The 23,414-nt window shown below is 43.2% G+C and carries 19 protein-coding genes; 12 read left to right on the top strand and 7 right to left on the bottom strand.

From position 1 onward, the window contains the following. Window positions 1-47: 47 nt before the first annotated feature. Together ACFQZS_RS07415 and ACFQZS_RS07410 are read right to left on the bottom strand one after the other, a co-directional pair. On the bottom strand, window positions 48-383 hold the full coding sequence (locus tag ACFQZS_RS07415; protein WP_377098790.1) for a hypothetical protein: 336 nt from the start codon (window positions 381-383) through the stop codon (window positions 48-50). A gap of 58 nt (window positions 384-441) precedes the next feature. Continuing rightward, entirely contained in the window at window positions 442-1,185 is a 744-nt protein-coding gene (locus ACFQZS_RS07410) for a TerC family protein (RefSeq protein WP_377098788.1), read from the bottom strand. Window positions 1,186-1,385: 200 nt separating this feature from the next. On the opposite strand from ACFQZS_RS07410, the gene ACFQZS_RS07405 reads away from it, so the two are divergent. Together ACFQZS_RS07405 and ACFQZS_RS07400 are read left to right on the top strand one after the other, a co-directional pair. Next, a complete protein-coding gene (locus tag ACFQZS_RS07405) occupies window positions 1,386-1,874 on the top strand; it encodes an SRPBCC family protein (protein WP_377098786.1) in 489 nt (162 codons plus the stop codon). Between the two features lie 45 nt (window positions 1,875-1,919). Continuing rightward, a complete protein-coding gene (locus ACFQZS_RS07400; RefSeq protein ID WP_377098784.1) occupies window positions 1,920-2,906 on the top strand; it encodes an FAD:protein FMN transferase in 987 nt (328 codons plus the stop codon). A 128-nt stretch (window positions 2,907-3,034) separates the two neighbouring features. Here the strand turns inward: ACFQZS_RS07400 and ACFQZS_RS07395 are convergent, their stop codons facing one another. The 3 genes from ACFQZS_RS07395 to ACFQZS_RS07385 are packed head-to-tail and all read right to left on the bottom strand — an operon-like array spanning window position 3,035 to window position 7,243. Further along, window positions 3,035-5,227: a PepSY domain-containing protein gene (locus ACFQZS_RS07395; RefSeq protein WP_377098782.1), complete on the bottom strand. Its 2,193-nt coding sequence runs from the start codon at window positions 5,225-5,227 to the stop codon at window positions 3,035-3,037. A gap of 8 nt (window positions 5,228-5,235) precedes the next feature. Beyond that, window positions 5,236-5,724: a DUF2271 domain-containing protein gene (locus tag ACFQZS_RS07390; protein ID WP_377098780.1), complete on the bottom strand. Its 489-nt coding sequence runs from the start codon at window positions 5,722-5,724 to the stop codon at window positions 5,236-5,238. A 1-nt stretch (window position 5,725) separates the two neighbouring features. Beyond that, window positions 5,726-7,243: an ankyrin repeat domain-containing protein gene (locus tag ACFQZS_RS07385; RefSeq protein WP_377098778.1), complete on the bottom strand. Its 1,518-nt coding sequence runs from the start codon at window positions 7,241-7,243 to the stop codon at window positions 5,726-5,728. A gap of 142 nt (window positions 7,244-7,385) precedes the next feature. Between ACFQZS_RS07385 and ACFQZS_RS07380 the strand changes: the two genes are divergently transcribed. The 8 genes from ACFQZS_RS07380 (at window position 7,386) to ACFQZS_RS07345 (ending at window position 19,427) form a co-directional block, all read left to right on the top strand. Then, window positions 7,386-9,854 carry a TonB-dependent siderophore receptor gene (locus ACFQZS_RS07380; RefSeq protein WP_377098776.1) on the top strand — a complete coding sequence of 823 codons (2,469 nt, stop codon included), beginning with the start codon at window positions 7,386-7,388 and terminating at the stop codon, window positions 9,852-9,854. Window positions 9,855-10,035: 181 nt separating this feature from the next. Further along, window positions 10,036-11,238: a PQQ-dependent sugar dehydrogenase gene (locus ACFQZS_RS07375; RefSeq protein WP_377098774.1), complete on the top strand. Its 1,203-nt coding sequence runs from the start codon at window positions 10,036-10,038 to the stop codon at window positions 11,236-11,238. 135 nt (window positions 11,239-11,373) lie between these two features. Then, the gene (gene pdxA, locus ACFQZS_RS07370) at window positions 11,374-12,417 is read left to right on the top strand and encodes a 4-hydroxythreonine-4-phosphate dehydrogenase PdxA (protein WP_377098772.1); all 1,044 of its coding nucleotides are present in this window, start codon (window positions 11,374-11,376) and stop codon (window positions 12,415-12,417) included. Between the two features lies 1 nt (window position 12,418). Then, the gene (locus ACFQZS_RS07365; RefSeq protein ID WP_377098770.1) at window positions 12,419-13,555 is read left to right on the top strand and encodes a four-carbon acid sugar kinase family protein; all 1,137 of its coding nucleotides are present in this window, start codon (window positions 12,419-12,421) and stop codon (window positions 13,553-13,555) included. An 89-nt stretch (window positions 13,556-13,644) separates the two neighbouring features. Next, complete coding sequence (locus tag ACFQZS_RS07360; RefSeq protein ID WP_377098768.1) at window positions 13,645-15,381, top strand: MFS transporter; 1,737 nt, start codon at window positions 13,645-13,647, stop codon at window positions 15,379-15,381. 276 nt (window positions 15,382-15,657) lie between these two features. Beyond that, window positions 15,658-16,872 carry an acyloxyacyl hydrolase gene (locus ACFQZS_RS07355; protein WP_377098766.1) on the top strand — a complete coding sequence of 405 codons (1,215 nt, stop codon included), beginning with the start codon at window positions 15,658-15,660 and terminating at the stop codon, window positions 16,870-16,872. 61 nt (window positions 16,873-16,933) lie between these two features. Next, complete coding sequence (locus ACFQZS_RS07350) at window positions 16,934-17,365, top strand: SRPBCC domain-containing protein (RefSeq protein ID WP_377098764.1); 432 nt, start codon at window positions 16,934-16,936, stop codon at window positions 17,363-17,365. Window positions 17,366-17,441: 76 nt separating this feature from the next. Next, window positions 17,442-19,427, top strand: coding sequence for an HRDC domain-containing protein (locus tag ACFQZS_RS07345; protein ID WP_377098762.1), 1,986 nt, complete (start codon window positions 17,442-17,444; stop codon window positions 19,425-19,427). Here the strand turns inward: ACFQZS_RS07345 and ACFQZS_RS07340 are convergent. Beyond that, window positions 19,419-20,165, bottom strand: coding sequence for a LytR/AlgR family response regulator transcription factor (locus tag ACFQZS_RS07340; RefSeq protein ID WP_377098760.1), 747 nt, complete (start codon window positions 20,163-20,165; stop codon window positions 19,419-19,421). The two genes, ACFQZS_RS07345 and ACFQZS_RS07340, sit on opposite strands and share 9 nt — an antisense overlap. After that, on the bottom strand, window positions 20,162-21,193 hold the full coding sequence (locus tag ACFQZS_RS07335) for a sensor histidine kinase (protein WP_377098758.1): 1,032 nt from the start codon (window positions 21,191-21,193) through the stop codon (window positions 20,162-20,164). Before ACFQZS_RS07335 ends, ACFQZS_RS07340 begins: the two co-directional genes overlap by 4 nt. Before the next feature lie 198 nt (window positions 21,194-21,391). Here ACFQZS_RS07335 and ACFQZS_RS07330 point away from each other — a divergent pair, with 198 nt between their 5' ends. Next, a complete protein-coding gene (locus ACFQZS_RS07330) occupies window positions 21,392-22,201 on the top strand; it encodes a hypothetical protein (RefSeq protein WP_377098756.1) in 810 nt (269 codons plus the stop codon). 29 nt (window positions 22,202-22,230) lie between these two features. After that, window positions 22,231-23,391, top strand: coding sequence for a DUF1624 domain-containing protein (locus ACFQZS_RS07325; protein WP_377098755.1), 1,161 nt, complete (start codon window positions 22,231-22,233; stop codon window positions 23,389-23,391). Window positions 23,392-23,414 lie beyond the last annotated feature (23 nt).

The raw sequence follows: 23,414 nt of genomic DNA, 5'->3' as shown, positions 1-23,414 counted from the left end.
GATTCTTCGTTGTCGCTCAGAATGACAATTTATATTTTTAAATTGATTTAGTCCAACCCAGGCGCTAACAGATCCGGGTTAACATGGCCATCATTAGCCTCCGTAATTTTTTGCAGGCTGTAATGCAGGTCGCCATTCTCGTCTGTAGCGGCAATTAGTCCTTTGGTATGCCATTCGGTAAGTATCAAATGTACGCCGCCTATCAGGTCTTTTCCTGCCTCATCGCTATGCAGGTTCATCAATTCGCCCGCTACTTCATCGGCAGTAGCGCTGCCCAGCTGGCCTAAAGCATATAAGGTTTGGTCGGCAATAGACGCTGTCTTATCAAAGTGCGCGGGCACCTGCAGGGGTTTATATTCTTCGCGGAATTCTTTATCGGTCATAAGTCAATTGTTTCATTAATAACAAGACCGTCAGCGTTTTGTTAAGCCAAACAAAAAATTATGCCTTTTTCTTCTTTAACTTCAAATTCAGCACCTCTACCAACACCGAGAACGCCATTGCAAAGTAGATATATCCTTTAGGGATATGCTGATCTAACGCTTCAGCCAGTAACGATACGCCTATCAGTAATAAAAAAGACAGCGCCAGCATTTTAACCGTAGGGTGTTTGTTTACAAAAGAAGCTATACCGCCGGCGGCCCACAGCATAACGCCCACGGCCAGTACCACAGCTATTATCATTATCTCAATATGCTCTGCCATACCAACTGCTGTAATAACAGAATCAAGCGAGAAAACGATATCTAACACCACAATTTGCGCTATGGTACCCCAAAAAGAGCGACCCTTTACTTTTACGTCTGTTTCGTCCTCATCCTCTAACTTATGATGAATTTCAGCGGTGCTTTTGTAGATCAGGAACAGGCCGCCTATCAATAAAATAAGATCACGGCCGGAGATTGCCAGATTACTTACCCATTGCTCATTAGTCACGCCCACCCAGTTAGCCACATTAAACAGCGGGCTGGTAAGTGTCATTACCCAACTTATAGATAGCAGCAGCAACACGCGGGTAACCATGGCTACTGCCAGGCCAATTGTTCTGCCCCTTTTCTGCTGATCTTTAGGTAGTTTGTCTGTTAAAATTGATATAAAAACAATGTTATCAATACCTAAAACAATCTCCAGAACGGTAAGTGTTAAAAGTGATATCCAGGAGTCGGCCTGAGCGAATATTTCCATAGGGCTAATTTACAAAATGAAATTCCACGGTAAACATTAATTTGCCTATACCGTACTTTCACAAAACGCCGGGACAGCTTAACTGTTTGGCTGGCGCTATAATTAAACTTATTGTCTAAAACAACCCCCATTAATGTCTATCCAGACCATTTTTAACCCCATCCGTTAAGCCTAAATTTGTTTACATAAACATTTTAACCATGAAAGAACAGGATTTTACTACAAGCTTTAAAGTGGATCAAACCCCTCAACAAGTTTATGATGCTATCATACATCCACAGCTTTGGTGGTCTGAAGAAATTACGGGAAGTGCCGACAACGTAAATGATGTATTTGATTATCATTTTGAAGATGTTCATTTCTGCAAGGTTAAAATTGAAGAGCTTACCCCCGGAAAAAAGGTGGTATGGCGCATACTCGAAAACAACTTCAACTTTACCCGGGATAAAACCGAATGGGTAAACACTAAAGTGGTATTTGATGTTAATACTAAAGGCAATCAAACTGAAATGACGCTTACGCATTACGGACTTGTACCCGAATATGAGTGTTATGATGCCTGTTACCAGGGCTGGACATTTTATATGCAGACAAGTTTAAAAAATCTGATCAGCACTGGAGTTGGTAGTCCAAACAAATCCGGCGCGCCTCAAACGGAAACAGAGGCCAAATTATCTACAGGCGAATAGCATCCTTAAGCATAAAAAAATACGGATATTTGCGTTATATCTAACATGAGATACGCATATCTGCTGCTTTTTATACTGGTTTGCTCTACCGCCAATGCGCAGGTATTGCGCAAGCGTACCACTAAACTAATGGGTGCCCGCTGGGATTTTACCATTGTTGCAAAAGATGGCCCTACTGCCGAACAAAATATTGATACCTGCATTGCCGAAGTAAGTCGGATAGAGCACCTGATATCTGATTGGATACCATCAACCCAGGTATCGCAGGTAAATAGTAATGCGGGAATACGCCCGGTGAAAGTATCTGCCGAAGTATTTGGGTTAACCAGGCGTGCTTTGCATCTATCAGAAATTACAGGTGGCGCTTTTGACATCAGCTTTGCGGCAATGGACAGGATCTGGAAGTTTGATGGCAGCATGACGGTGATGCCTTCGCCGGATGCCATTAAAAGATCAGTAGAAAAGGTTGGCTACAAAAACATCATTCTTGATAGTGTAAACTCCACCATTTACCTTAAGTTACCGGGCATGAAGATTGGCTTTGGCGCATTAGGCGAAGGCTACGCTGCCGACCGCTGCCGGCAAATTATGCTGGCGCGAGGCATTAAAGCGGGTATAGTAAACGGATCGGGTGATATGAGCACATGGGGTAGTCAACCTAATGGAAAAGATTGGACCATCGGCATAACCAACCCGGCTAAAACAACTGAATTAATTAAAGTAGTAGCGCTAAAACGAGGCTCGGTAGTTACATCAGGCAGTTACGAGAAATTTGTTGAATTTAACGGCAAGCGCTACGCCCATATTATTAACCCCAAAACAGGCTACCCCGCAACCGGCCTCACCAGCGTAACCATATTTGGCCCAAGTGCCGAGAGAGCCAATGGGTTTAGCACATCAATGATGGTGTTAGGTAAGGATGCGGCGTTAAAATTCATTAAGCAGTTTCCGGCTTATAAGTATTTGATTATTACTGATGATGGGCAGATCATTTCATCTCCGCAATTGGGTGTAAAAAAGCGGAGGACTTAAGCAAGTTTATTAAAAGTTGTCATCTCGAACGATAGTGAGAGATCTATTCACAAGCCTACCTGCGGATGAGAATATGTATAGATTTCTAGTTATCACTCGAAAGGACAATCAAATAAAAAACACCTACCCTAATAACAATCCGTCAGTATCTGATCTCGCGAGCGGTAATAGCTTAGGGTTTTGCCCGTGCGTTCGCTGCAAATGGTATCCAGCAACTCAAAAACATCTTTCTGCATGGCTAATGATCCGCATATCATTAGCACGCCCTTTCTTTCTAAAAGTGCTGCTACAAACGCGGCATCATCTTTAATCAAATCGCTTACGTATTGCTTTTTGCCCTCGCGGGAAAATCCTATGTGATGCTGTTTAAGCCGGGCAGTAGCTTTACATTCTAAAATCAGATCCTGGTAAGCGGTATAAGATGCCTGCTCCCTGAAACCACAGTATAAATAACAAGGCTTTTTAGCCTTATTTTGGTTAAGCATGCCTAAAAACGGCGCAATGCCTGTGCCGTTGGCTATCATCAAAACCTCGGGGGCATCTGTGGGGAAATGGAAATGTTTATTGTTCACTATCCTTGCACGTATTTTTTGCCCCTGGGTTAGGCAATGTAAATAGCTTGAGCCCAACCCATGCGACTGTAAGCGAACACTCAGATGAATTTTTCCATCAACAACGCCAATGGAGTAAAGCCGTTCGCGGTGATCATCAGCGGGATAAATAGCTAACAGATCGCCGGAAGTGACTTTCAATTTTTTGCTGCCTTGCAAGCTCAGTGTAAATGTTCCGTCTGTACGCGTCGCGGCGGTATTGGCACTTACTGTAAAAGTTTCTAAACGATTTTTATTGGTATCCTGTAGTTGCAGCGTAGTTAACTGCACATTTGCCTGCTGCGACCATGCTTCGGCCCACAGGCTAAACTCATCAGGCGAGCGGTCGTTAACCGTATGAATATCCGTTAATGCAATGGCCCAGCCCTGTGCTGCCATTATCTGATCCACCTCAAACGCGAATTTGCAGAAATCTGCATAGGCATGGGAACCAAACCCTACTACCGAATAAAGTACGGCTTGTGATTGCGGGAACTTTTGCAGCAGCTCTTTAAATTTAACAGCGTTGGTTGGTGGGTCGCCTAAACCGTAGGTGGCTGTCATTATAATTAAATGCTCTGCCTTGGGGAACACCCGGTAATCATTCAATTGCGCCACATGCGACTTTTCCCCCTTTTTTAGCAATTGCTGATGAATAGCCTGCGCAAAGCTGAAGGTGTTTCCATTTTCAGACCCAACCAAAATAATGTATTTGCTTTCCTCGGCCTCGTACTTGTTTTTTGTGCGACTGCCCAAACGCTTAAATGTTATGGCAAAACCCGAATAAATAAAGAAAAGGATATTGGCTGAAGCAATAGCCAGGATAACGGCCCATATTATACTGGTTCTACCCGTATGCAGATCAAGGCTCAGGTTAGTGAGCATTATGGCTTTCGGATATTTTACCTCGCTTAAAATATCGCCGGTAACCTGGTTAACCGCTACCTCGCCGGTTTTTAGTTTGATGGTATAATAATCCTCAACATCTTCAGAAAATGGAAACTCCACAGTTTCTACCTGCGATAGCGTGGTTTGCTTAAATACCCCAAAATCAGTCGCTTTTTTTTTCGGGCCTGATTTGATCTTATCAAAATCAACCTTAGTTGAGGCTTTATTGATATCAATTAATCCAAACCTTGCCAGCGACAAATAAGTGCCGCTTAACGCGATAATAAATATCGGGATAAGTGACCATCGCCCTAAAACAACGTGGTAAAACTGCGCGAAGTTGTCGCGGGCTATTTTGGTAAAGAACCGTTTTACCCCCCGCTGCCGCTGAATAATGAGCGCGGTGCCAGATATGGTTATCAACAACAATAAAAAGGCGGTAAGTCCTATAAAAAATCTACCCGTTTCGTGAATAAACAGTGAGCGATGCAGGGCGGTTACCCATTGAAAAAACTCATCAACAGGCTTTGGTTTGCCTAATATTTTACCTGTAATTGGGTTAACATAGGCCAACAGTTCTTTACCATCGGCATCGCTTCCTTTTATCTGTACAAACTGGTGGGCATCTACAGAAAGCTCGCTTATGCCGGGGTATGTTTTACGAAGAGCGGGTAAAGATTGTGCTAAAGTTACCTTATCCAGATCAGCCGCGCGGTAGGGCTGCATTTTCTCAGTCACCGGCTGGAAGGCCAGAATAACGCCCGTTACAGAGGCCAGCGTGAGCAAAAGAAAAGAAGATATAGCCAGTGCTAAGTGGCTATATCTCCATACAGAAATCGTCATATTAAATTTTAGTTGGCGCTGAACCTCACGTACCTAATGTAGCCCGTGCCTTCGGTTTTTGCGGCAAGGGTTTCAGTTGTCAGGGGTATTTCAACGTCCTTTAAATTATAAGCTTTATCCTCAACGGCGCTTTCAAAACGCAACTTGTAGCCTTTGTCTATCTTTGCGTTCTCAATTTCAATTACATTAACGGCACGGTCGCCACCGGTTACTGATGCGCCTGTAATAGCGTTAACTGCCGCAGGTTTTTTCAGATAGAATTTATTCCATTCCTTAATGGTTTTGTACCATTTTTTGTCAGACCCCAACACATACAGCGTTTTTTCGTAAGCGCCTTTGCTATCTATTAAAGAGATAACTATGTAAGCGCCATCGCCCATGTAGTTGGTCATCTGTATCATGCATTTGTATTTAGTTGTCTGCGCTACTGATGTTGCAGATTGAACACAAACCAGCGCCACTACTACAAATGCGGTTTTTAGAAAATTAGATATCATATTATTTTAAGAAGGTAATGTCTGCTTTATTTTTAGTTAGGGTTTCGTTCTCTTTAGCCAGGTCAAAAGCTGTTTCTTTAAAGCCGGTAACAGCGTCTTTTTTAGCATCAATTGATAACAGGTACTTTAACATCACATCATCCTTAGCTATTAAGGCTGCTTTGTGCAATGGCGTAATGCCTTCCTTATTTTTAGCGTTAATGTCAACACCTAAAGCCTGTACACGTTTTACCAATGACAGGTCATTTTTAGCAACAGCCAAATGATATAAAGTATTACCATCCTTTTGCGGAGCAGCGATATCTAAGCCGGCCTGTTTAAGAGCGGCCAGTTTATTATCAAAATCTTCAGGTTTAGGGCCACCCATACCTGCACCACCGCGACCGCCGCCTGCCGAACGATAAGACTCTACTGCATAAAACGCAAGGTTGTTACCTTTTTTATCCAACGCTTTAACATCAGCACCTTTGCTTATAAGGTAGCTAACAACCTCGGGCGAGTTACCTTTAACAGCCAATGCTAAAGCTGTTTGACCCTGAAGATTAGCCTGGTTAATGTTTTTTGTTTTAGGTACCAGCAGATCAAGCACGGCCAGATCGCGGTTAACCGCTACCGCAGCCATCAATACATTGTTACCATCCTCATTTACCTGATCAACAGATACACCTTTTGCCAGGAAGTATTTTATTTGCTCGGCCTGGCCTGGTTTGCGTGCTATAGCGTGCAAAACGTTCTCGCCATTTTTTGCAACAGCGGTTGGTTTAATGCCTACACTTTCTAAATATTCAAAAATAGCTAAACCTGTAGCTGCTGGGGCCGCACCACGGCCACCACCACCTTGCGCAGCCATTAACATGGCGTTAGCATTGGGTTTAATGCCTTTTTCAACCAGTTTTTTCAAAAACTCTATATTGCCTGACCGCGCAGCATAAGCAAACGCGTTATTACCTGCTTTGTCCACGCTATTTAAGCTAACACCTTTTGATACGAAGTAATCGGTCAGTGTAAAATCTTTGTCGTTAGCTATGGCCAGCAATAGTATGTTAGCGCCATCAGCATTAACATCTTTTTGCAGGTTGGCACCGTGGGCTATAAACGTGTCAAATATTTTGGTATTTTTTTGGTTAGCCGAGAACAACAGGGGTGTGCTGCCATGCGTATCAACCAGATCTAACTTTGAACCTTTCTTTAACAGGTACTCTTCCAACTCAACATTACCGCGACTTGCTGCCCAGTGTAAATAGATACGTCCATCATGGGTTAGTTTGTTAACATCGTTACCCGGCTGCTCAATAAGATACTTTACAGTTTCTGTAGGTGCATTAGCATTAATAGCTGTAACTACAGCGTCGAACATATTGCTGGTAAACTGCGCCGGATTATTTCCTTTAGCTATTTCGGCCTTCAGGGCGTCAACTGTTGGCGCTCCCTGCCAAAACGAAGCTTCTAAAAGCGTATTCTGCTGTGCTTGCGCTGTAAATGCAGCTAAAGCTAAAATTGCGATCAGTATTTTTTTCATGTTGATTTTTTAAAGTGCACGAAGTTAATAAGAAACAGTCTAAATAAAAACATTATTTAAAATTAATCTAAATAGCCTTGACAAAACGATTTCAAAATCTATCTTTGCGCTCAATTAAGAATTAGTCTAAATAAATATATAAATGAAAAACAAACTCTACACAATTTTACTGTCCCTCCTGTTTATCTCAGTAATTGCCGTTGCCGGTGATGATGATATCGAAAAAAATGGCAGCATAAAGGGCCATGTGCAAACCAGCGACGGCCACCCGGCCGCTTTTGTAAGTGTTGGCATTACCGGTTCTAATAAGGGCACAACTACAGATGATAATGGTAACTATAAACTAACCGGCGTTAAGGCAGGTACATATACACTCAGAGTATCTTTTGTAGGGATGCAGACGCAGCAACAGCAGGTAACTGTTAAATCTGGCAAGGAAAGCGTAGTAAACTTTTCGCTTTCAGAAAACGCTTCACAGCTTAATGAGGTTGTTATTGCAGGTTCAAACCGGCTTAACAAACCGGTTAGTGTAGGCAAATCCGGCATTAAGCCAATGGATATGCCGCAGGCTATCCAGGTGATTGACAGCACTATTATTACTGATCAGCAGGCCAATCGCTTAGCTGATGTTATAAAAAACGTAAACGGCATAGTAATGGGCGAAAACCGTGGTTCAACAGGTGATACCTTCTTTGCCCGTGGTTATTCATTGGGTGGTAACAACGTGTTAAAAAATGGTGCACGTACAACAATAGGTGGCTCTCCGGAGGCCAGTACATTAGAGTCTGTAGAGATTTTGAAGGGTAGCGCGGCGCTTATGTATGGCGGCGTTACAGGTGGTGCGGTAGTGAATCTTATCACCAAAAAACCCAAATTTAACTATGGCGGCGAAGTGAGCATGCGTGTAGGCAGCTACCAGCTATATAAGCCAACTGTTGATGTATACGGCCCTATCTCAAAAAATGTAGCTTTCAGGATCATCGCTACAAAAGAAAATGCCAGGAGCTTTCGCGATGTGGTAAAAACAGATCGTTTTTATGTTAATCCCTCTTTATTATTCAAACTGGGCAAGAAAACAGATCTGCTTGTACAGGGCGATTACCTGAAGAGTAATTACACGCCCGACTTTGGTTTAGGTACCGTTGACGGTAAAATTCCTAATATCGGCCGTAACGCCTTCGTTAACACATCATGGGCATATAACAATACCAATACCAGCAGCGCTCAGTTTAACCTGACTCACCGTTTTAATGATAACTGGAAACTGAATGCAATAGTTGCTGTTCAAAATTACACCCGTAACTATTTTGGTGCAGAGCGTCCGCAACAAACAACTGCCGCAAACGGTACACCTGTATTAGCGATACGTGCTTTAACCCGCTCAAAAATTAATGAACTTACCTATAACCAGCAGTTAACGCTTACAGGCAGTGCAGAAACCGGTTCAATAAAACATACATTTTTGTTTGGTGCTGATGCAGACGAATCGCTTACTAAAACCAACGCGTTTAAATATGGTGGTTTAAGTACCTCGCCTACCACAGCCAACGCTACACCGGTAAATTTGCTTGACCCATCTACTTACGCAACCAGCATGGATATTCCTTATACCCGTGCGTACCAAACTACCACCGCGCCAATATACCGTATGGGTGCATTTGCGCAGGATCTGATAGCCCTTACAGAAAAATTTAAGGTGTTGGCAGGTATACGTTATACCTATCAAAGAACGCCAAGATCAAGTGCTTATAACGAAGATACCGGCGTAACTACGCTTGCTAATACCGGTTTAGATGGCTTTAAAATAGACAAGGCATTCTCACCTAAGTTCGGTTTAGTTTATCAGCCAATAAAAACAACATCAGTTTATTTAAGCTACGCTAACAACTTTACATCTAACACAGGTATTGACGTTAATAACAACCCCATGGGCCCATCAATTATTGACCAATACGAGGCCGGTGTTAAGAACGATTTTATGGACGGTAAATTAAGCGTAAATGTTACTGCTTACCGCATAGCTAATAACAGGTTTGCACAGAACGCCATTTTGCCTGATGGAACCGTGTCTACCCTTTTCAGAGAGTTTAGCGGTGCTACTAAAAGCGATGGTTTAGAGGTAGATATTAACGGTAAAATTTCAAAAGGTTTATATTTCCTTGCAGGTTACAGCTATAGCTATTTCCGCTACAGCAAAACAGCGCCTGTTGTTGCTACAACTGTTGGTACCACCACTACATATACCGCCGGTATTACAGAGGGCGAACGTATCATCGGTACTACACCCCATACCGCTAACGGAACAATTTTTTACACCTTTACCAGCGGTGCGGTTAAGGGGCTAAAATTGGGTGCATCGGGCTTTTACACAGGCAGACGTAATATGGGCTTTAACACACTTAAAGCACCTGCTAAGGCACGGGGCGCGGTTGTTGATGTGGCAGCTTATACTACTGTTGATCTTACTGCAGGTTATACTTACAAAAAGCTATCGTTATTAGCCAAACTATCTAACATAACCAATGAGCTTAACTATACAGTGCACGAGAATTACAGCGTTAATCCAATACCTCCGCGTATGTACTCTGCAACATTGTCTTACAAATTCTAATAGGATAAACTAATTAATTTAAAAGCCGGGTACCAAAAGTACCCGGCTTTTTTGCGTTTCATACACACAGATAAATAGTTGTGAGGTAATTGTTGCCGGGGCTGTGTATTAAAAACATATAGCATTTGCACTTGTATACTATAACATTGTAACTTGCAGCTATTAATTCAAAACAGATTTTATGAGATCAAAATTTTATACGTCTATTGCAGCGGCGGCCATATTGATATCGGCAACTACAGCGGTAATGGCACAAACGGGCGCACCGGTAGAAACCGCTAAAGCCAACAGCGATTACAAACCCGCATTTGCCGGGCAAACCCGTATTGGCAGCGTTACCACCAAAACCCCTTACACATCAACGGTTATCAATACCGAATTAAAGGGCCCATGGGGTATGCATGTTTTGCCTGATGGCCGTTTATTGATAAGCGGCAAACCCGGCAATATGCAAATATTAACTGCTGATGGTAAACTGGATAAAACCATTACCGGTTTCCCTGCGGTGCAATTTGCTAATCAAGGTGGTTTGCTTGACGTAAATATTGACCCAGATTTTACCAAAAACCGCATGGTATACTGGACCTACGCCCAACCCGGCGAAGACGGTGCAACGCTGGCAATAGCTAAAGGAAAACTATCTGCAGACGAAACCAAACTGGAAAACGTAAAGGTTATTTACGAAGCTACCCCGCGCTACAAAGGTGCCGGTCAGTTCGGCTCGCGTTTGTTATTTGATAAGCAAGGTAACATCGTGGTAAGTTCAGGCGACCGTATGGATGATGCCATACGCGTAAAAGCGCAGGATCTGAGCACCACCACCGGCAAGATACTCCGTATAACAAAAGAAGGTAAACCGGTTGCCGGCAACCCTTTTATTGGTAAAGCCAATGCTAAACCCGAAATATATGCCTATGGCTTCCGCAACGAGGATGGCATGGCTTTTCACCCGGTTACCGGCGACCTTTGGGAAGTTGAGTTTGGCCCACGCGGTGGCGATGAAGTAAATTTAATTAAAGCAGGTGGTAACTACGGCTGGCCCGTAATTACCTATGGCATTGAATACAGAGGCGTAAAGGTTTATGATGGTATACAACAAAAAGAAGGAATGATACAACCTGTTTATTACTTTGATCCTGTAATATCGCCGGGCTGTATGATGTTTTATACCGGCAACATTGCCGAGTGGAAAAACAACATGTTTATTGGCGGATTGAGCAGTATGTTTATTACCCGCCTTGTTATTGAAAAAAATAAAGTAGTAGGCGAAGAGCGCTTGTTAGCTGATAAACGCGAGCGCTGGCGCTGCATAGCTACCGGTAAAGACGGTTCTATTTATGCCGGAACTGACAGCGGTAAGCTATATAAAATTTCTAAACAATAGTTATTTTAAACTGATATAAAAAGCGGCCCGGATGAAAGTTCGGGCCGCTTTTGTTTTAATTAGTTACGCCAAACAATTGCGTATTTGCAACCCATCCCCCAAAAAAGTAAATTGCACCTCTACTCCATAAACGCAATGCCTGATAAACCAATTATAGGAATTACCATGGGCGACCCGGCCAGCATCGGGCCCGAAATAGCTATAAAAGCGCTGCTGAACCAAAGCATATACGATAGCTGCAAACCCTTGTTGGTGGGCGACGCGGTGGTGTTTGACGCCATAATTAAGCGATTGAGTTTAAACGCGTCAATCAACATAATAAAAAACGTAAGCGAAGCACGCTTTGAGTTTGGGGTGATAGATGTGTTCGACCTGTATAATATTGAGATCAGTCAGTTTAATTTTGGCGAGATCTCGGCAGCGGCGGGCGAGGCGGCTTTTCAGTCGGTTAAAAAGGTGATAGAACTGGCTTTAGCAGGCGATATTGACGCTACGGTAACCGGCCCCATCAACAAAAAATCCATCAACGAAGCCGGGCATCACTATGCCGGGCATACAGAAATATATGCCTACCTTACCGGCACACGCAAATATGCGATGTTGCTGGTGGAGGATAATTTGAAGGTGATCCACGTATCAACCCATGTATCGTTAAGGCAGGCCTGCGATCTGGTAAAAAAGGACCGCATACTGGAGGTTGTTGATCTGTTGCACAATGGCCTTATCAGCCTGGGCGAAACGAATTTAAAAATAGGTATAGCGGGCCTTAACCCCCACGCGGGCGACAGCGGTTTGTTTGGCACCGAAGAAGAACTGGAAATATTGCCCGCCATTGAAGAGGCCCGCCGCAGGGGTTTTGATGTGGATGGCCCGGTGCCGCCTGATACCTTGTTTGCCAAAGCTGCAACAGGTGCTTATGGCGGCGTGGTTGCCATGTATCACGACCAGGGGCATATTCCTTTTAAACTAACGGGCTTTCAGTGGGACGCTGTGAAACAACAAATGAAGAGCGTTAAGGGGGTGAACATCACCATGGGGCTGCCTATTATCCGTACCTCTGTTGATCATGGTACAGCTTTCGAGATTGCGGGAAAAGGAGTTGCGAGCGCGGATGCTATGATATTAGCTATAGAGTCGGCCGTGCAGTTGAGCAAGTACCGCAAGCAAGCCACCAGCTAAAATGATAGCCGTTATTGCAGACGATTTAACCGGAGCCGTTGAAATAGCGGGCATAGGTTTGCGTTATGGGCTAACGGTTGAAGTTGTTACCACGGTTGGCCAAAATACCAATGTTGATCTGTTGGTTGTTGCTACCGATACCCGGTCTATGCCCGAACAGGAAGCTGTTGCTACAATGACGGAAATCACTGCCCGGCTAAAAGCTTTAAATCCCGAATTGCTTTTCAAAAAAACTGATTCTGTATTACGCGGGCATGTTTTGGCCGAACTTAACGCCCATGCAGACGTAATGCGGTTTAAAAAAACTTTATTAGTTCCGGCCAACCCGGCTTTAAAACGGACCATTACTGATGGCCAATATTTTATTAAAGGCCTGCCTATTCACTTGAGCAACTTTGCCCATGATCCGGATTTTCCGGTCAGCCAATCAGAAATACATTCTCTTTTGCGTTGCGATAAAGGCGAAATAGCTATAAATACCACTGATGACAATTTACCCGCGACGGGCATAATTGTAGGCGAATGCGCCGAAGCCAGCGACCTTAAAAAGTGGGCTCAAAAAGCCGACAGGCAAACACTGCTGGCCGGTGGTTCCGGCTTCTTCGCGGCTTTGTTAGAAGCTGCCGGTTTTTTATCAAAAGTAAATGGTACGTTCGCTATTTTGGAAGAGCCAACGTTGCTTGTTAGCGGTACAACCTTTGAAGAAAGCAGGGAATTTATACGTAACATAAAAAACAGTGGCACACGGGTTAGTTATATGCCGCTGCATATTGTTGATTTGGAAAACCCGGGCGAAAATTTATTGGATAATTGGGCCGATGAGATAGCAGCGCTGCTAACCACACAGAAAAAAGCCGTAATTGCTATTGCCGGCATTGCTACAGCGGCAACCAATCTGCGCGAAAAAACGGCTGCAGTAGTTGAAAAAGTGTTTGAAAAAACGAGCGTGAAAGAATTGTTGATTGAGGGCGGTGCTACAGCCTCGGCAATTATCAAACAATTAAACCTAACCCGCTTTACCCCGGTTGATGAATTGAGTACAGGGGTTGTGCGTATGAAAGCAACAGCGCAAGAAGATCTGTTTCTGACCTTAAAGCCCGGCAGTTATAATTGGCCGGTGATGGTTTGGGATAAGTAATTAGTTAGCGTAAACTGTTTGCTAAATTTTACATACCTTTCAATTGTCTGAATCTGAATAGATAACCTAACAGGCACAACCTGAATATAATGGCTTTTAATAAAAACTCCCTGGTACCGGTTATAGTCGGTTCGTCCATAGGCACTATTGTAGAATGGTATGATTTTTACATCTTCGGCAGCCTCGCCAGCGTTATTGCTACTAAATTTTTCCCGCAGGGCAACGCTACCGCTGCTTTTCTGATCACTTTAGCTACTTATGCCGCGGGTTTTGTAATACGCCCGTTCGGAGCTTTATTTTTTGGCCGCCTGGGCGATCTGATAGGTCGTAAATACACATTTATGGTTACACTGCTGGTAATGGGTGGTTCTACCATCCTGATCGGCGCCATACCCACTTATCAAACCATAGGCTATTTGGCACCCGTGCTGGTACTTATTTTAAGGTTACTGCAAGGCTTGGCCATAGGCGGCGAATACGGCGGGGCGGCCACCTTTGTAGCTGAGCATTCGCCGGTTAAAGACCGCGGCTTTTGGACGGGCTGGATACAGGTAACAGCGGTTATCGCTTTCCTTATTTCTCTTGGTGTGGTACTGTTTATAAAAAGCGTACTAAGCCCCGCTGATTGGGAGACATTTGGCTGGCGGTTGCCATTTTTGGCATCCATTTTCCTGGTTGCAATATCGGTGTATATCCGCAAAAACATGGCCGAGTCGCCGTTGTTTGCCAACGCGAAGGCAAAGGGTAAAACATCTGCAACGCCCTTGAAAGATACCTTTGGCAATAAGGCCAATTTAAAGTTGATATTATTGGCGGTGTTTGGTGTTACTTTGGGTAATGGCGTACTTAACGGCCAGTTCTTTACGTTTATTCAAACCTTCCTGCTAAAAACGGTATACCTTGATTTTAATGAAGTAAACAGCATCCTTATTATCGCGTTCCTGATAGGGATGCCTGTATACGTACTATCGGCATGGCTTTCTGACAAAACAGGCCGCAAGCCTTTAATATTACTCAGTTTATTTACAGCGATAGTGGGGTCGAGACCGATATACGAGCAGATCTATCAAACCGTAAACCTGAAGAATAAAACGGAAGACATCAGCAAAATTACCGTCGACAAAAAACAGGACGGAGCATTGATCACTACCACCACGCGCCATTTTTTTACAGACAAAACCGTTTACCAGGAAGTAGAAAAGGTAACGCTTAATAACGGCAAACCGGCAAGTACCGAAGTACTTAAAAGTATCACCCTAAACAAACATGATAAGTGGGTACTGATTGGCTATGTTGCCATATTGCTGGGTATAGTTGCTTTGGCATACGGCCCGCTGGCTGCTTATCTGGTTGAGATGTTTCCGCTAAAAATAAGGTATACATCTATATCTTTCCCGTATCATATTGGCTTTGGCGTTTTTGGGGGTATGTGCATGGTTATATCTACTTACCTTGTAAACAAAGCTACAGAAGCCGGGAGCAAAGATTACTATCTGGCGGGCCTCTCCTATCCTATCTTAATGATGTGCATATCATTTGTAATTGGCTTACTTTACCTCAAAGAGTACAAAGAGCACCAGGGCGAACCCAGACCATCATCGGCACTGCTTATAAAAATTAAAAGGATAATGGGCGTTGTTTGGATAGCACTCGGCTTGCTTGCGGTATACGTAGGCATATTCAAGCTGGGCATCTCCAAAATAATATCGGGCAAACAGGATGACATGATCTTCGGCATTATTGTAACCGCTATTATAACCCCATTGGCTGCCACAGGCCTATGCCTGTTAGGTAAATACGCGCTGCAAGGAGAGTATGATAATTAGCCCTTAATTTAATCTACCCAGAGCCAACTTCTAACTGTAACAAAAATTAATTGCGCTCCGTTAAACGGAGTGTTGCTATTGCTTTCGGGCGCTCTTTTACCTACCCGGGGGATGATAGCAATGCTACCTAAAATGAGAAACATTAATGATTTGTTCAACGAGATCCCCCGCGCGTGTAAATCAGATCAGTATTAGATTTTCATATTTCATTTTAGCGTAAATCATTGCCTTGAACCATTTTAATGCTTGATTAACTACTGCTTAAAATTTTGATATATGAGATTGAAAAGCAAACTAAAACTACTGTTATTACTGTTGGCGATAACATCAGTATCGTACGCGCAAAACAGAAACTCTATAGGCGCAAATTTTATGTATGGGGCCACCATGGCAGCTACACAGGGCGCATACCAGGGCATCGGGCTTAATTACAATATAAACGTGGCTAACAGCGAGGCTGAGTGGACAAGCATGCTGAATGTAGAGAATATAACCATTGATGCCACTTTATATAACATGGGTGGCGTTAGCGGCGGCAACGCGTTAACGGCATTCAATCCCAAATTTCGCGAAACCGGCTACTTTGGTACCCACGTGGCTTTATCAGGAGGTCTGGACATTAGATTGCTTAATGCAAACGGCTTTAAAGTATTATTTGCACCCGGGCTGGGGCTTTTGTATTCAACCAAAGATTATGGCACTACCGGCGGTGTTAACCAGGTTATGGGTGGCCGTTTAAATATTATAAGCAGCGCTAAGTTAAAGCTGGTTTTCCCGGTAACTTACAATACCAGCCTGCAAATAGGTGCTGTTGTGGCGCACTCCTCTAACTCTAATACCAGCAAGCCAAATGTTGGGCTAAACAAAATAGAATCATTTATAGGTATAACACATGGCCTGTCATCAGCACCAACCCGTACACATGCTCCTAAATTCAATTTGGGTAAAAACGCGCTGGCTTTTGAGTTTATTGGCGGTTACACCGGCCAAATAACAACCGGCTTTTACCAGTTGAACGGCGTTAACTTACAATTAGATAAATCGTTCCGCAAGTCGGCAACTCCCATTTTTAAAGCGGGTTTATCTGCTTCGTTTAGTCGCTATGTAAACCATGTATTGGGGCTAAAAGTGGGTACAGACCTGGTTTATTCATCCAAAACATCGCCGCTGGGCTCAGCTACCTCAGACACCGCCCGCTTTATACAAACATTTCAGGGTAACTACACACCGGTATACAGCCATGTTAATGTTGGCGTTAATGCCGGTGTTGACCTGCGCCTGGGCAGGATGGTTTTCTCAGGCAGTTACGGCTATTTTTTAGGCGGATACGAACGTTATATTTACACGCAGACCGGCACCAACAAATTTGTTTACGGCCGTATGTTCTACAGTACCGTATCGGCTAAGTACTTTATAACGCCTAAAATTGCGTTGGCAGCTAAATCTTATCTTAATAATTTTGGCGGCGTGGGGGTGCAGGTAGGTATTTAGCGGATCTTGTCTTAAAAGCGCCCGGAAAATATTTTGGTACAAAGTTTGCCCTTGCTAAGGCATGAAAAACTACATTGTACATCAGCAAGTTAAGCTAAATTCCCCTGTGGATGCGGTGTGGGATGCACTTACCAACCCCGAAAAAACAAAGGAATATTTTTTTAATGCCCGTGTAATATCGCAGTGGAAAGAAGGCAGCCCGATTACTTTTAAAGGGCGTATGTTTCGGATAATTCCCTTTGAGATGAAAGGTAAAATATTAAAAGCTGTTCCCGGAAAGCTGCTTAAATACACACTAAAAAACGGAAAAGGCGAAGATGCAAGCCAATCCACTGTTACAGATGAGCTGACCTTTGAAAACGGCCATACCCTATTGACCATTACTGACGACGTTGGCAGTGGCGATGGTGCCGAAAAGCGTTACCACCGGTCAGTAAAAGGTTGGCAAAAAGTATTGAAGGGTTTGAAAAAGCTGGTAGAAAAAAATAACTAAAGCACGGGGAGATCAATTAAACTGCACCGACCATACTAATTTATTTAGCACAAAGCAGTATTTTAGCCCCACGGCTATGAATACACTTACCCCGCAAATGCAATTGGTGATGGATTATGTGGAAACCACCAACACAGTGGTTTTCCTTACGGGTAAAGCAGGTACGGGTAAAACTACACTCTTACAGCATATCCGCCAATATACCCGCAAAAAAACGGTGATTGTTGCTCCTACCGGGGTGGCAGCTATTAACGCCGGCGGCATGACCATCCATTCCTTTTTTCAATTACCCTTTGGGCCGCTTATTCCCGGTGGTTCTGCGCAGGCGGCACGCAGTTACAGCGAAGAAAAACTGGAGCTACTGGCCAACCTGGAATTATTGGTGATTGATGAGGTAAGTATGGTGCGCCCGGATGTGCTTGACCAGATAGACCTGGTGTTGCGTACCGTTAAAACAAACAATTACCCATTTGGTGGTGTGCAGCTGTTGCTGATAGGTGATCTTTCTCAACTAAGTCCTATTATCCGCGATGAGGAATGGGTTATGCTGAGCCGTTATTATAACACGCCTTACTTTTTTAGCAGCCTGATATTAAAAAAAACGCCTTTTGTACGCATTGAACTCAACGTAGTATTCAGGCAAAAAGAACAAACCTTTGTAGACATTTTAAATGAGGTGCGCGACCAGCGGTTAAGCACCGAAAATTTAACCTTGCTAAACGAAAGATTCATACCTGATTTTATTCCGGCAACAGACGAACCTTATATTACACTCACCACGCACAACAGCATTGTACAGCAAGTTAATAGCGAGTTTTTAGCTGCGCTGCCGGGAACGGAACAAGAATTTAAGGCAACCATACGCGGAGAATTTCCAAAAGATGCTTATCCCACAGAAACCGGGCTAAAATTAAAGATTGGCGCGCAGGTTATGTTTGTGAAGAATGATGGCTCGGCAGAAAAGAAATATTATAACGGTAAAATTGGCACCGTAGAACGTTTGGATACAGACACGGTACATGTTCGCTGTGGCGAAAGTGAAGAGATCATGGTACAAGCCGTGGAATGGACCAACGTGAAATATGCTTTAAAAGATGAGGAGATAAGCGAAACCAATGCGGGTAGTTTTGCCCAAATTCCATTAAAACTGGCTTGGGCCATCACTATTCATAAAAGTCAGGGATTAAGTTTTGACCGCGCCATTGTAGATGTGAGCGAGGCTTTTACACATGGGCAGGCTTATGTAGCCCTGAGCCGCTGCCGTACTTTATCGGGCCTGATATTGCGCAACCCGGTTACTGCTGATAATATCATCGGCGACCCGGCGGTAAGCCTTTTTAACGAGCAGGCCGGCCAAACTGAGCCGGACGCTGCAAGTTTGTTGACTGCCCAAGATAATTACCGGCTTTTTTTGCTGAGCGAACTTTTTGATTTGAAGCCTCTGGAAAATAAGGTAAAAGGATTTGAAAGCCTGGCACCCGGCATTGAAAAAGACTTGCTGCAGGTATCAGAAAAATTCATTCGGCAGCTAAAACCCGAACGCAGCAAAGATGCTTCCGCTTACTTTTTGGAGAAACTGACGCGTACAATAGAAAGCCTGCATTTGCAACTGCCATTATTAGTGGGCACATCCAAAGAACTTGCCGGCAAAGCCGACAAGCTGATCAGCTGGCTGATGACGCGCGCTGCAATGATGAAACATTTTACGGTAGCTGAGTTTAATAACCAGGATTACCTTGACCTGAAAGCCAGGGGCAAAGTAAAGCCCGATATATCATACATTAAACTGTTGGACGCAAAGCCTAACCAGGAGCTATTTGATGATATAATGCTCTGGCGCGAAAGACAGGCGAAAAAGGAGAACATAATGCCCAATATGATATTAACCGAAAAAACGGCTGCAACCGTAGCCGAAAAATTACCTGTCACGCTTAAGGCCCTGAGTGCCATTAAAGGTATTGGACCATTAAAAACTACGCAATACGGGCCGGTTATTATTCAATTGATACGGGATTACCAACAAAAACTAACAGGCATAACAGCCCAGAATAATCTATTTTGATAGGTTTCTGTCGGTTGGCGAAGGCAGGCTAAGTGAAGTTTTGGTTTGGATAGATTTTAAAAATCCGGCTTTAAAAAGTCTTCCCAAAGGCAATGCCTTATTATCAAGTATAACTTGTTCGGCAGTATAACTCGTAATTTTATCAAGCGCCACAATAAAAGATTTATGGATGCGTACAAAAGCGTTTAAAGGAAGCTTTTGCTCCATATAACCCAATTTCTCCGAAGCGATATAGGACCTGTCCTTTGTGTGTACTTTTATATAATCCGCAAGGCCCTCAATAAAAATTATGTCCTTTAAAAAAATCTTGACCTGCTCTCTGCCCACTTTAAAAAACATATAAGCGCCGTCATCGCTTATAGGAGCGCCTTTATTAACCTGACTGTCGCGATAATCAATAAACTTGGCTATCGCCTTCATAAAACGTTCCCTGGTTATTGGCTTAACCAGGTAATCAAAAACTTCCATTTCAAATGCTTCCGCCGCATATTCCCGGTAAGCTGTGGTTAAAATAACTTTGGGTTTTATGTTTAATGATCTTAATAATTCCAGGCCCGAAATTTTGGGCATGCTGATATCAAGAAAAACCAGGTCAACCGAATATTTTTGTAGAAAAGTAAAAGCCTCCAGCGCGTTGTCTAAGCAAGCAGCCACCTCAAAATCGGGCAAACCAGCAAGATGCAGTTTGATCAACTCCCTCGCCGGCTCTTCATCGTCAACTATCAAACACCTTATCATTTACTTTCCATGTTAATTTTTAATATAACAAGGTATGAATTTTCACCTTCAATGGTCTTCAGTTCATGCCTGTCCGGATAGAGCAATTCAAGCCTTTTTTTTACGTTCGCAAGGCCAATGCCCCCGTTACCTTCGTTCTGTTTCATCATGTTATCGCAACTATTTTCTATGGTGACAGAAAATAATTCTGTTTGTCTGGACACATCCACCCTCACCCAACTTTTTTCTACCGAACCGGCAACACCATGCTTAAAACAATTTTCAATAAGCGGAAGTAATAGCAAGGGAGCCAAACTAATATCGCTAACATCATCAAAAACATTTACAGCAACATCTAACCGGCTGCCGTACCTGTTTTTCTGAAGCTCAATATAATTTTTAATATAGGCTAATTCATCAGTAAGCTTGACGGTTCTTTCCCTTGCATCATACAGATTATAGGATAGAAAGCCTGATAGGTGAGCTATCAGTTGGGCTGTTTCCGCACTTGTTTTTAAAGCTGTGCCGTAAATATTATTTAAGGTGTTAAACACAAAATGAGGCTGCACCTGCATTTTAAGCAGTTCCAGTTCGCTCAGTGTTTTTTGCTGCAGCAACTCCTGCACTCTGTGTTTTTCCTGATACCAATACCTTATAAAATAATACAGCGCGTATAACCCGCTTATAGCATACAGGTTTGCAAACTCAACCAATAACTTACCGAACGAGAACAAACCCATATGAAGCCCTATGGGAAAATACCGGGGATACATGATGTAATAATTAAAATACCTTCTGATCAGCAATAGCAATACAGAGGTTGTTATAACGCACATCCAAAAAGCAAGCCTGCGCCCGCGTTGATAAAACTTGCGGAAAAACACGTGGATAGTAATAATGGAAAACAGCAAAGACACCGGAAGCGCAAGGCAGGCATTTATAAAATAAGCGCCATAATCGCCATACAACGACGCAAGGCCCATCCACTGGTATAAAAAATATAATAGCCAGAAAACAACGTTAAAAATCGCATCATTACTAAACTTCATTGGTTGTTTTTTAAGCCAAGATAACAGTTTTTAAGCCGCAATATACCTTGCGGAAAAGCGCGACGCCGTGTATTTCGACCAACTACGTTTTTTTTCTGTAAACGCCATATATCGATTACCTGGGTTGTGTGCAGAAGAAATAAACTCCCGGGCATTGCTGCATCTATATTTGAGCCAGACACTTAAGAAATTATCATAATGAAAAAATTAATAATTGCCGGCAGAACCTTTTACGCGTTAGCCTTGATGGTATACGGGTTACAACAACTTTACTTCGGCACTTTCCGCGATGTATTTTTCTCGCCCTATCAGCAGCACCTACCGCTTTTAAATGTGTTATCTTATATTTTCGGTATTTACCTCATTGCAACCGGGGTGCTCATTTTTATTCCGGGAAAGGGACGCAAAGCATCGCTGGTTATGGGTGGAGTGTTTTTATCGCTCTTTCTGTGCACGCAGGTGCCGTACCAGCTTATATCCCAACCAATTTCTATATATCATATAGGCCTTTGGACGGCCCAGCTTAAAGAACTCGCGTTGGCGGGAGGTGCTTTTGTTGTCGCTTATTCATTCGGCACCGACTATGTTTTAAAGGAAAACTTTTTAGAAAAGCTGGCACCATACGGCAATTTATTCTTTTTAACTACCATGACCAGTTTTGGTATCTCGCATATTCTTTACGGTACTTTTTTGGTGGGCATAGTGCCTAAATGGTTGCCCGAACACCTTTTTTGGGTAACATTTACAGGTATTACGCTTACAGCAGGCGGTTTAGCCATCATCCTGGGGCTACGTATCAGGATAATTGCCCTGCTGTTATCGTTACAGATCTTCCTGTGGCTTTGGATGGTACACGTTCCGGGGACACTTTCAAAACCGTTTGCAGCTAACAGGGGCAATCTGCTGGCCAGTGCCTTTGATGCGCTTGCTTTTAGTGGTATAGCTTTGCTAATCGCGCTGACAATGAAAAAGCAGAAACTGGTAGAAGATATTGAAAACTGGGTTTGATAGATCAGCACACACATTTAACTGAAAGAATGAAAAGAAACCAAAGTATTGATTTTATGCGCGGCCTGGTGATGATAATAATGGCCTTAGATCATGTACGTGATCTGATGCATGTTACATCGCTTACACAATCTCCCACTGATCTAAGCTTTACTACGCCGGTGTTGTTTTTCACCAGGTGGATCACTTATCTCTGTGCGCCAACATTTGTTTTCCTCTCGGGCACCTCTGCCTTTCTATCCATGCAAAGCAAAAATGATGTTGAGGCTACAAGAGCCTTTTTATTTAAACGGGGTTTATGGCTTATTGTACTTGAATTCACCGTGGTTAATTTCGGGATGTGGTTTGATGTAAAATTTAGCTTTTTAATTTTCGAGGTAATTGCAGCTATAGGTTTCAGTTTTCTGATACTAGGCTTACTTATCAATATTCCTGCCCGTACAATTGGATTAATTGGCGTTGGTATATTGGTTTGCCATAATTTCATCTCGTTTACTCCCGCCATCTCTGCTCCATTTTCAGAAAAAATACTGGCGTCGCTCTTTGCGCCCGGCGCTTTCCCGTATGGCAACGGAAAACTATTTTTTATGGGGTATCCGCCAATTCCGTGGCTGGGTATTATGTTAACAGGGTTTGGCGCGGGGCATTATTTTACCCTGTCGAAGCAAAAGCAAAGGGTTTTATTTTTCCGATCGGGTTTAATAGCCATTGGCTTGTTCTTCCTGCTCAGGTTAATTAATATTTATGGCGATCCCGCAAAATGGTCTGTTCAAAAAAGCGCGCTGTTTTCTATCCTTTCTTTTTTAAATGTCTCTAAATATCCCCCCTCTCTGCAATTTAGCCTGCTTTTTCTGGGCATAATGTTGCTGGTGGTAGCATTGGTTCAAGGTGTAAATAACAAGTTTACAACCATAGTTTGCACTTACGGCAAAACCCCGCTATTTTATTTTTTGGTGCATTGGTACATCATTCACCCTTTGGTATTTATAATGATCTTTCTGCAGGGCTTTACATGGGGTGATATGGTATTTGGCTCCAGCTTTGGCCGGCCCAAAACCGGAAGCGGTATTGAATTGTGGGCGGTTTACCTGGTTTGGGCCGGGCTGGTACTGCTAATGTATCCGCTTTGTAAGTGGTTTGGAAAATACAAGCAGCGGCATAAGGAAAAATCGTGGCTCAGATATATCTAACAGCTTATTAATTAAAATAAACA

Origin of the sequence: Mucilaginibacter calamicampi, assembly GCF_042676765.1 — a bacterium.
GTDB classification, from domain to species: Bacteria; Bacteroidota; Bacteroidia; order Sphingobacteriales; family Sphingobacteriaceae; genus Mucilaginibacter; species Mucilaginibacter calamicampi.
The sequence above is the reverse complement of the archived record's forward strand: the minus strand, read 5'-3'. Positions and strand labels throughout refer to the sequence as shown.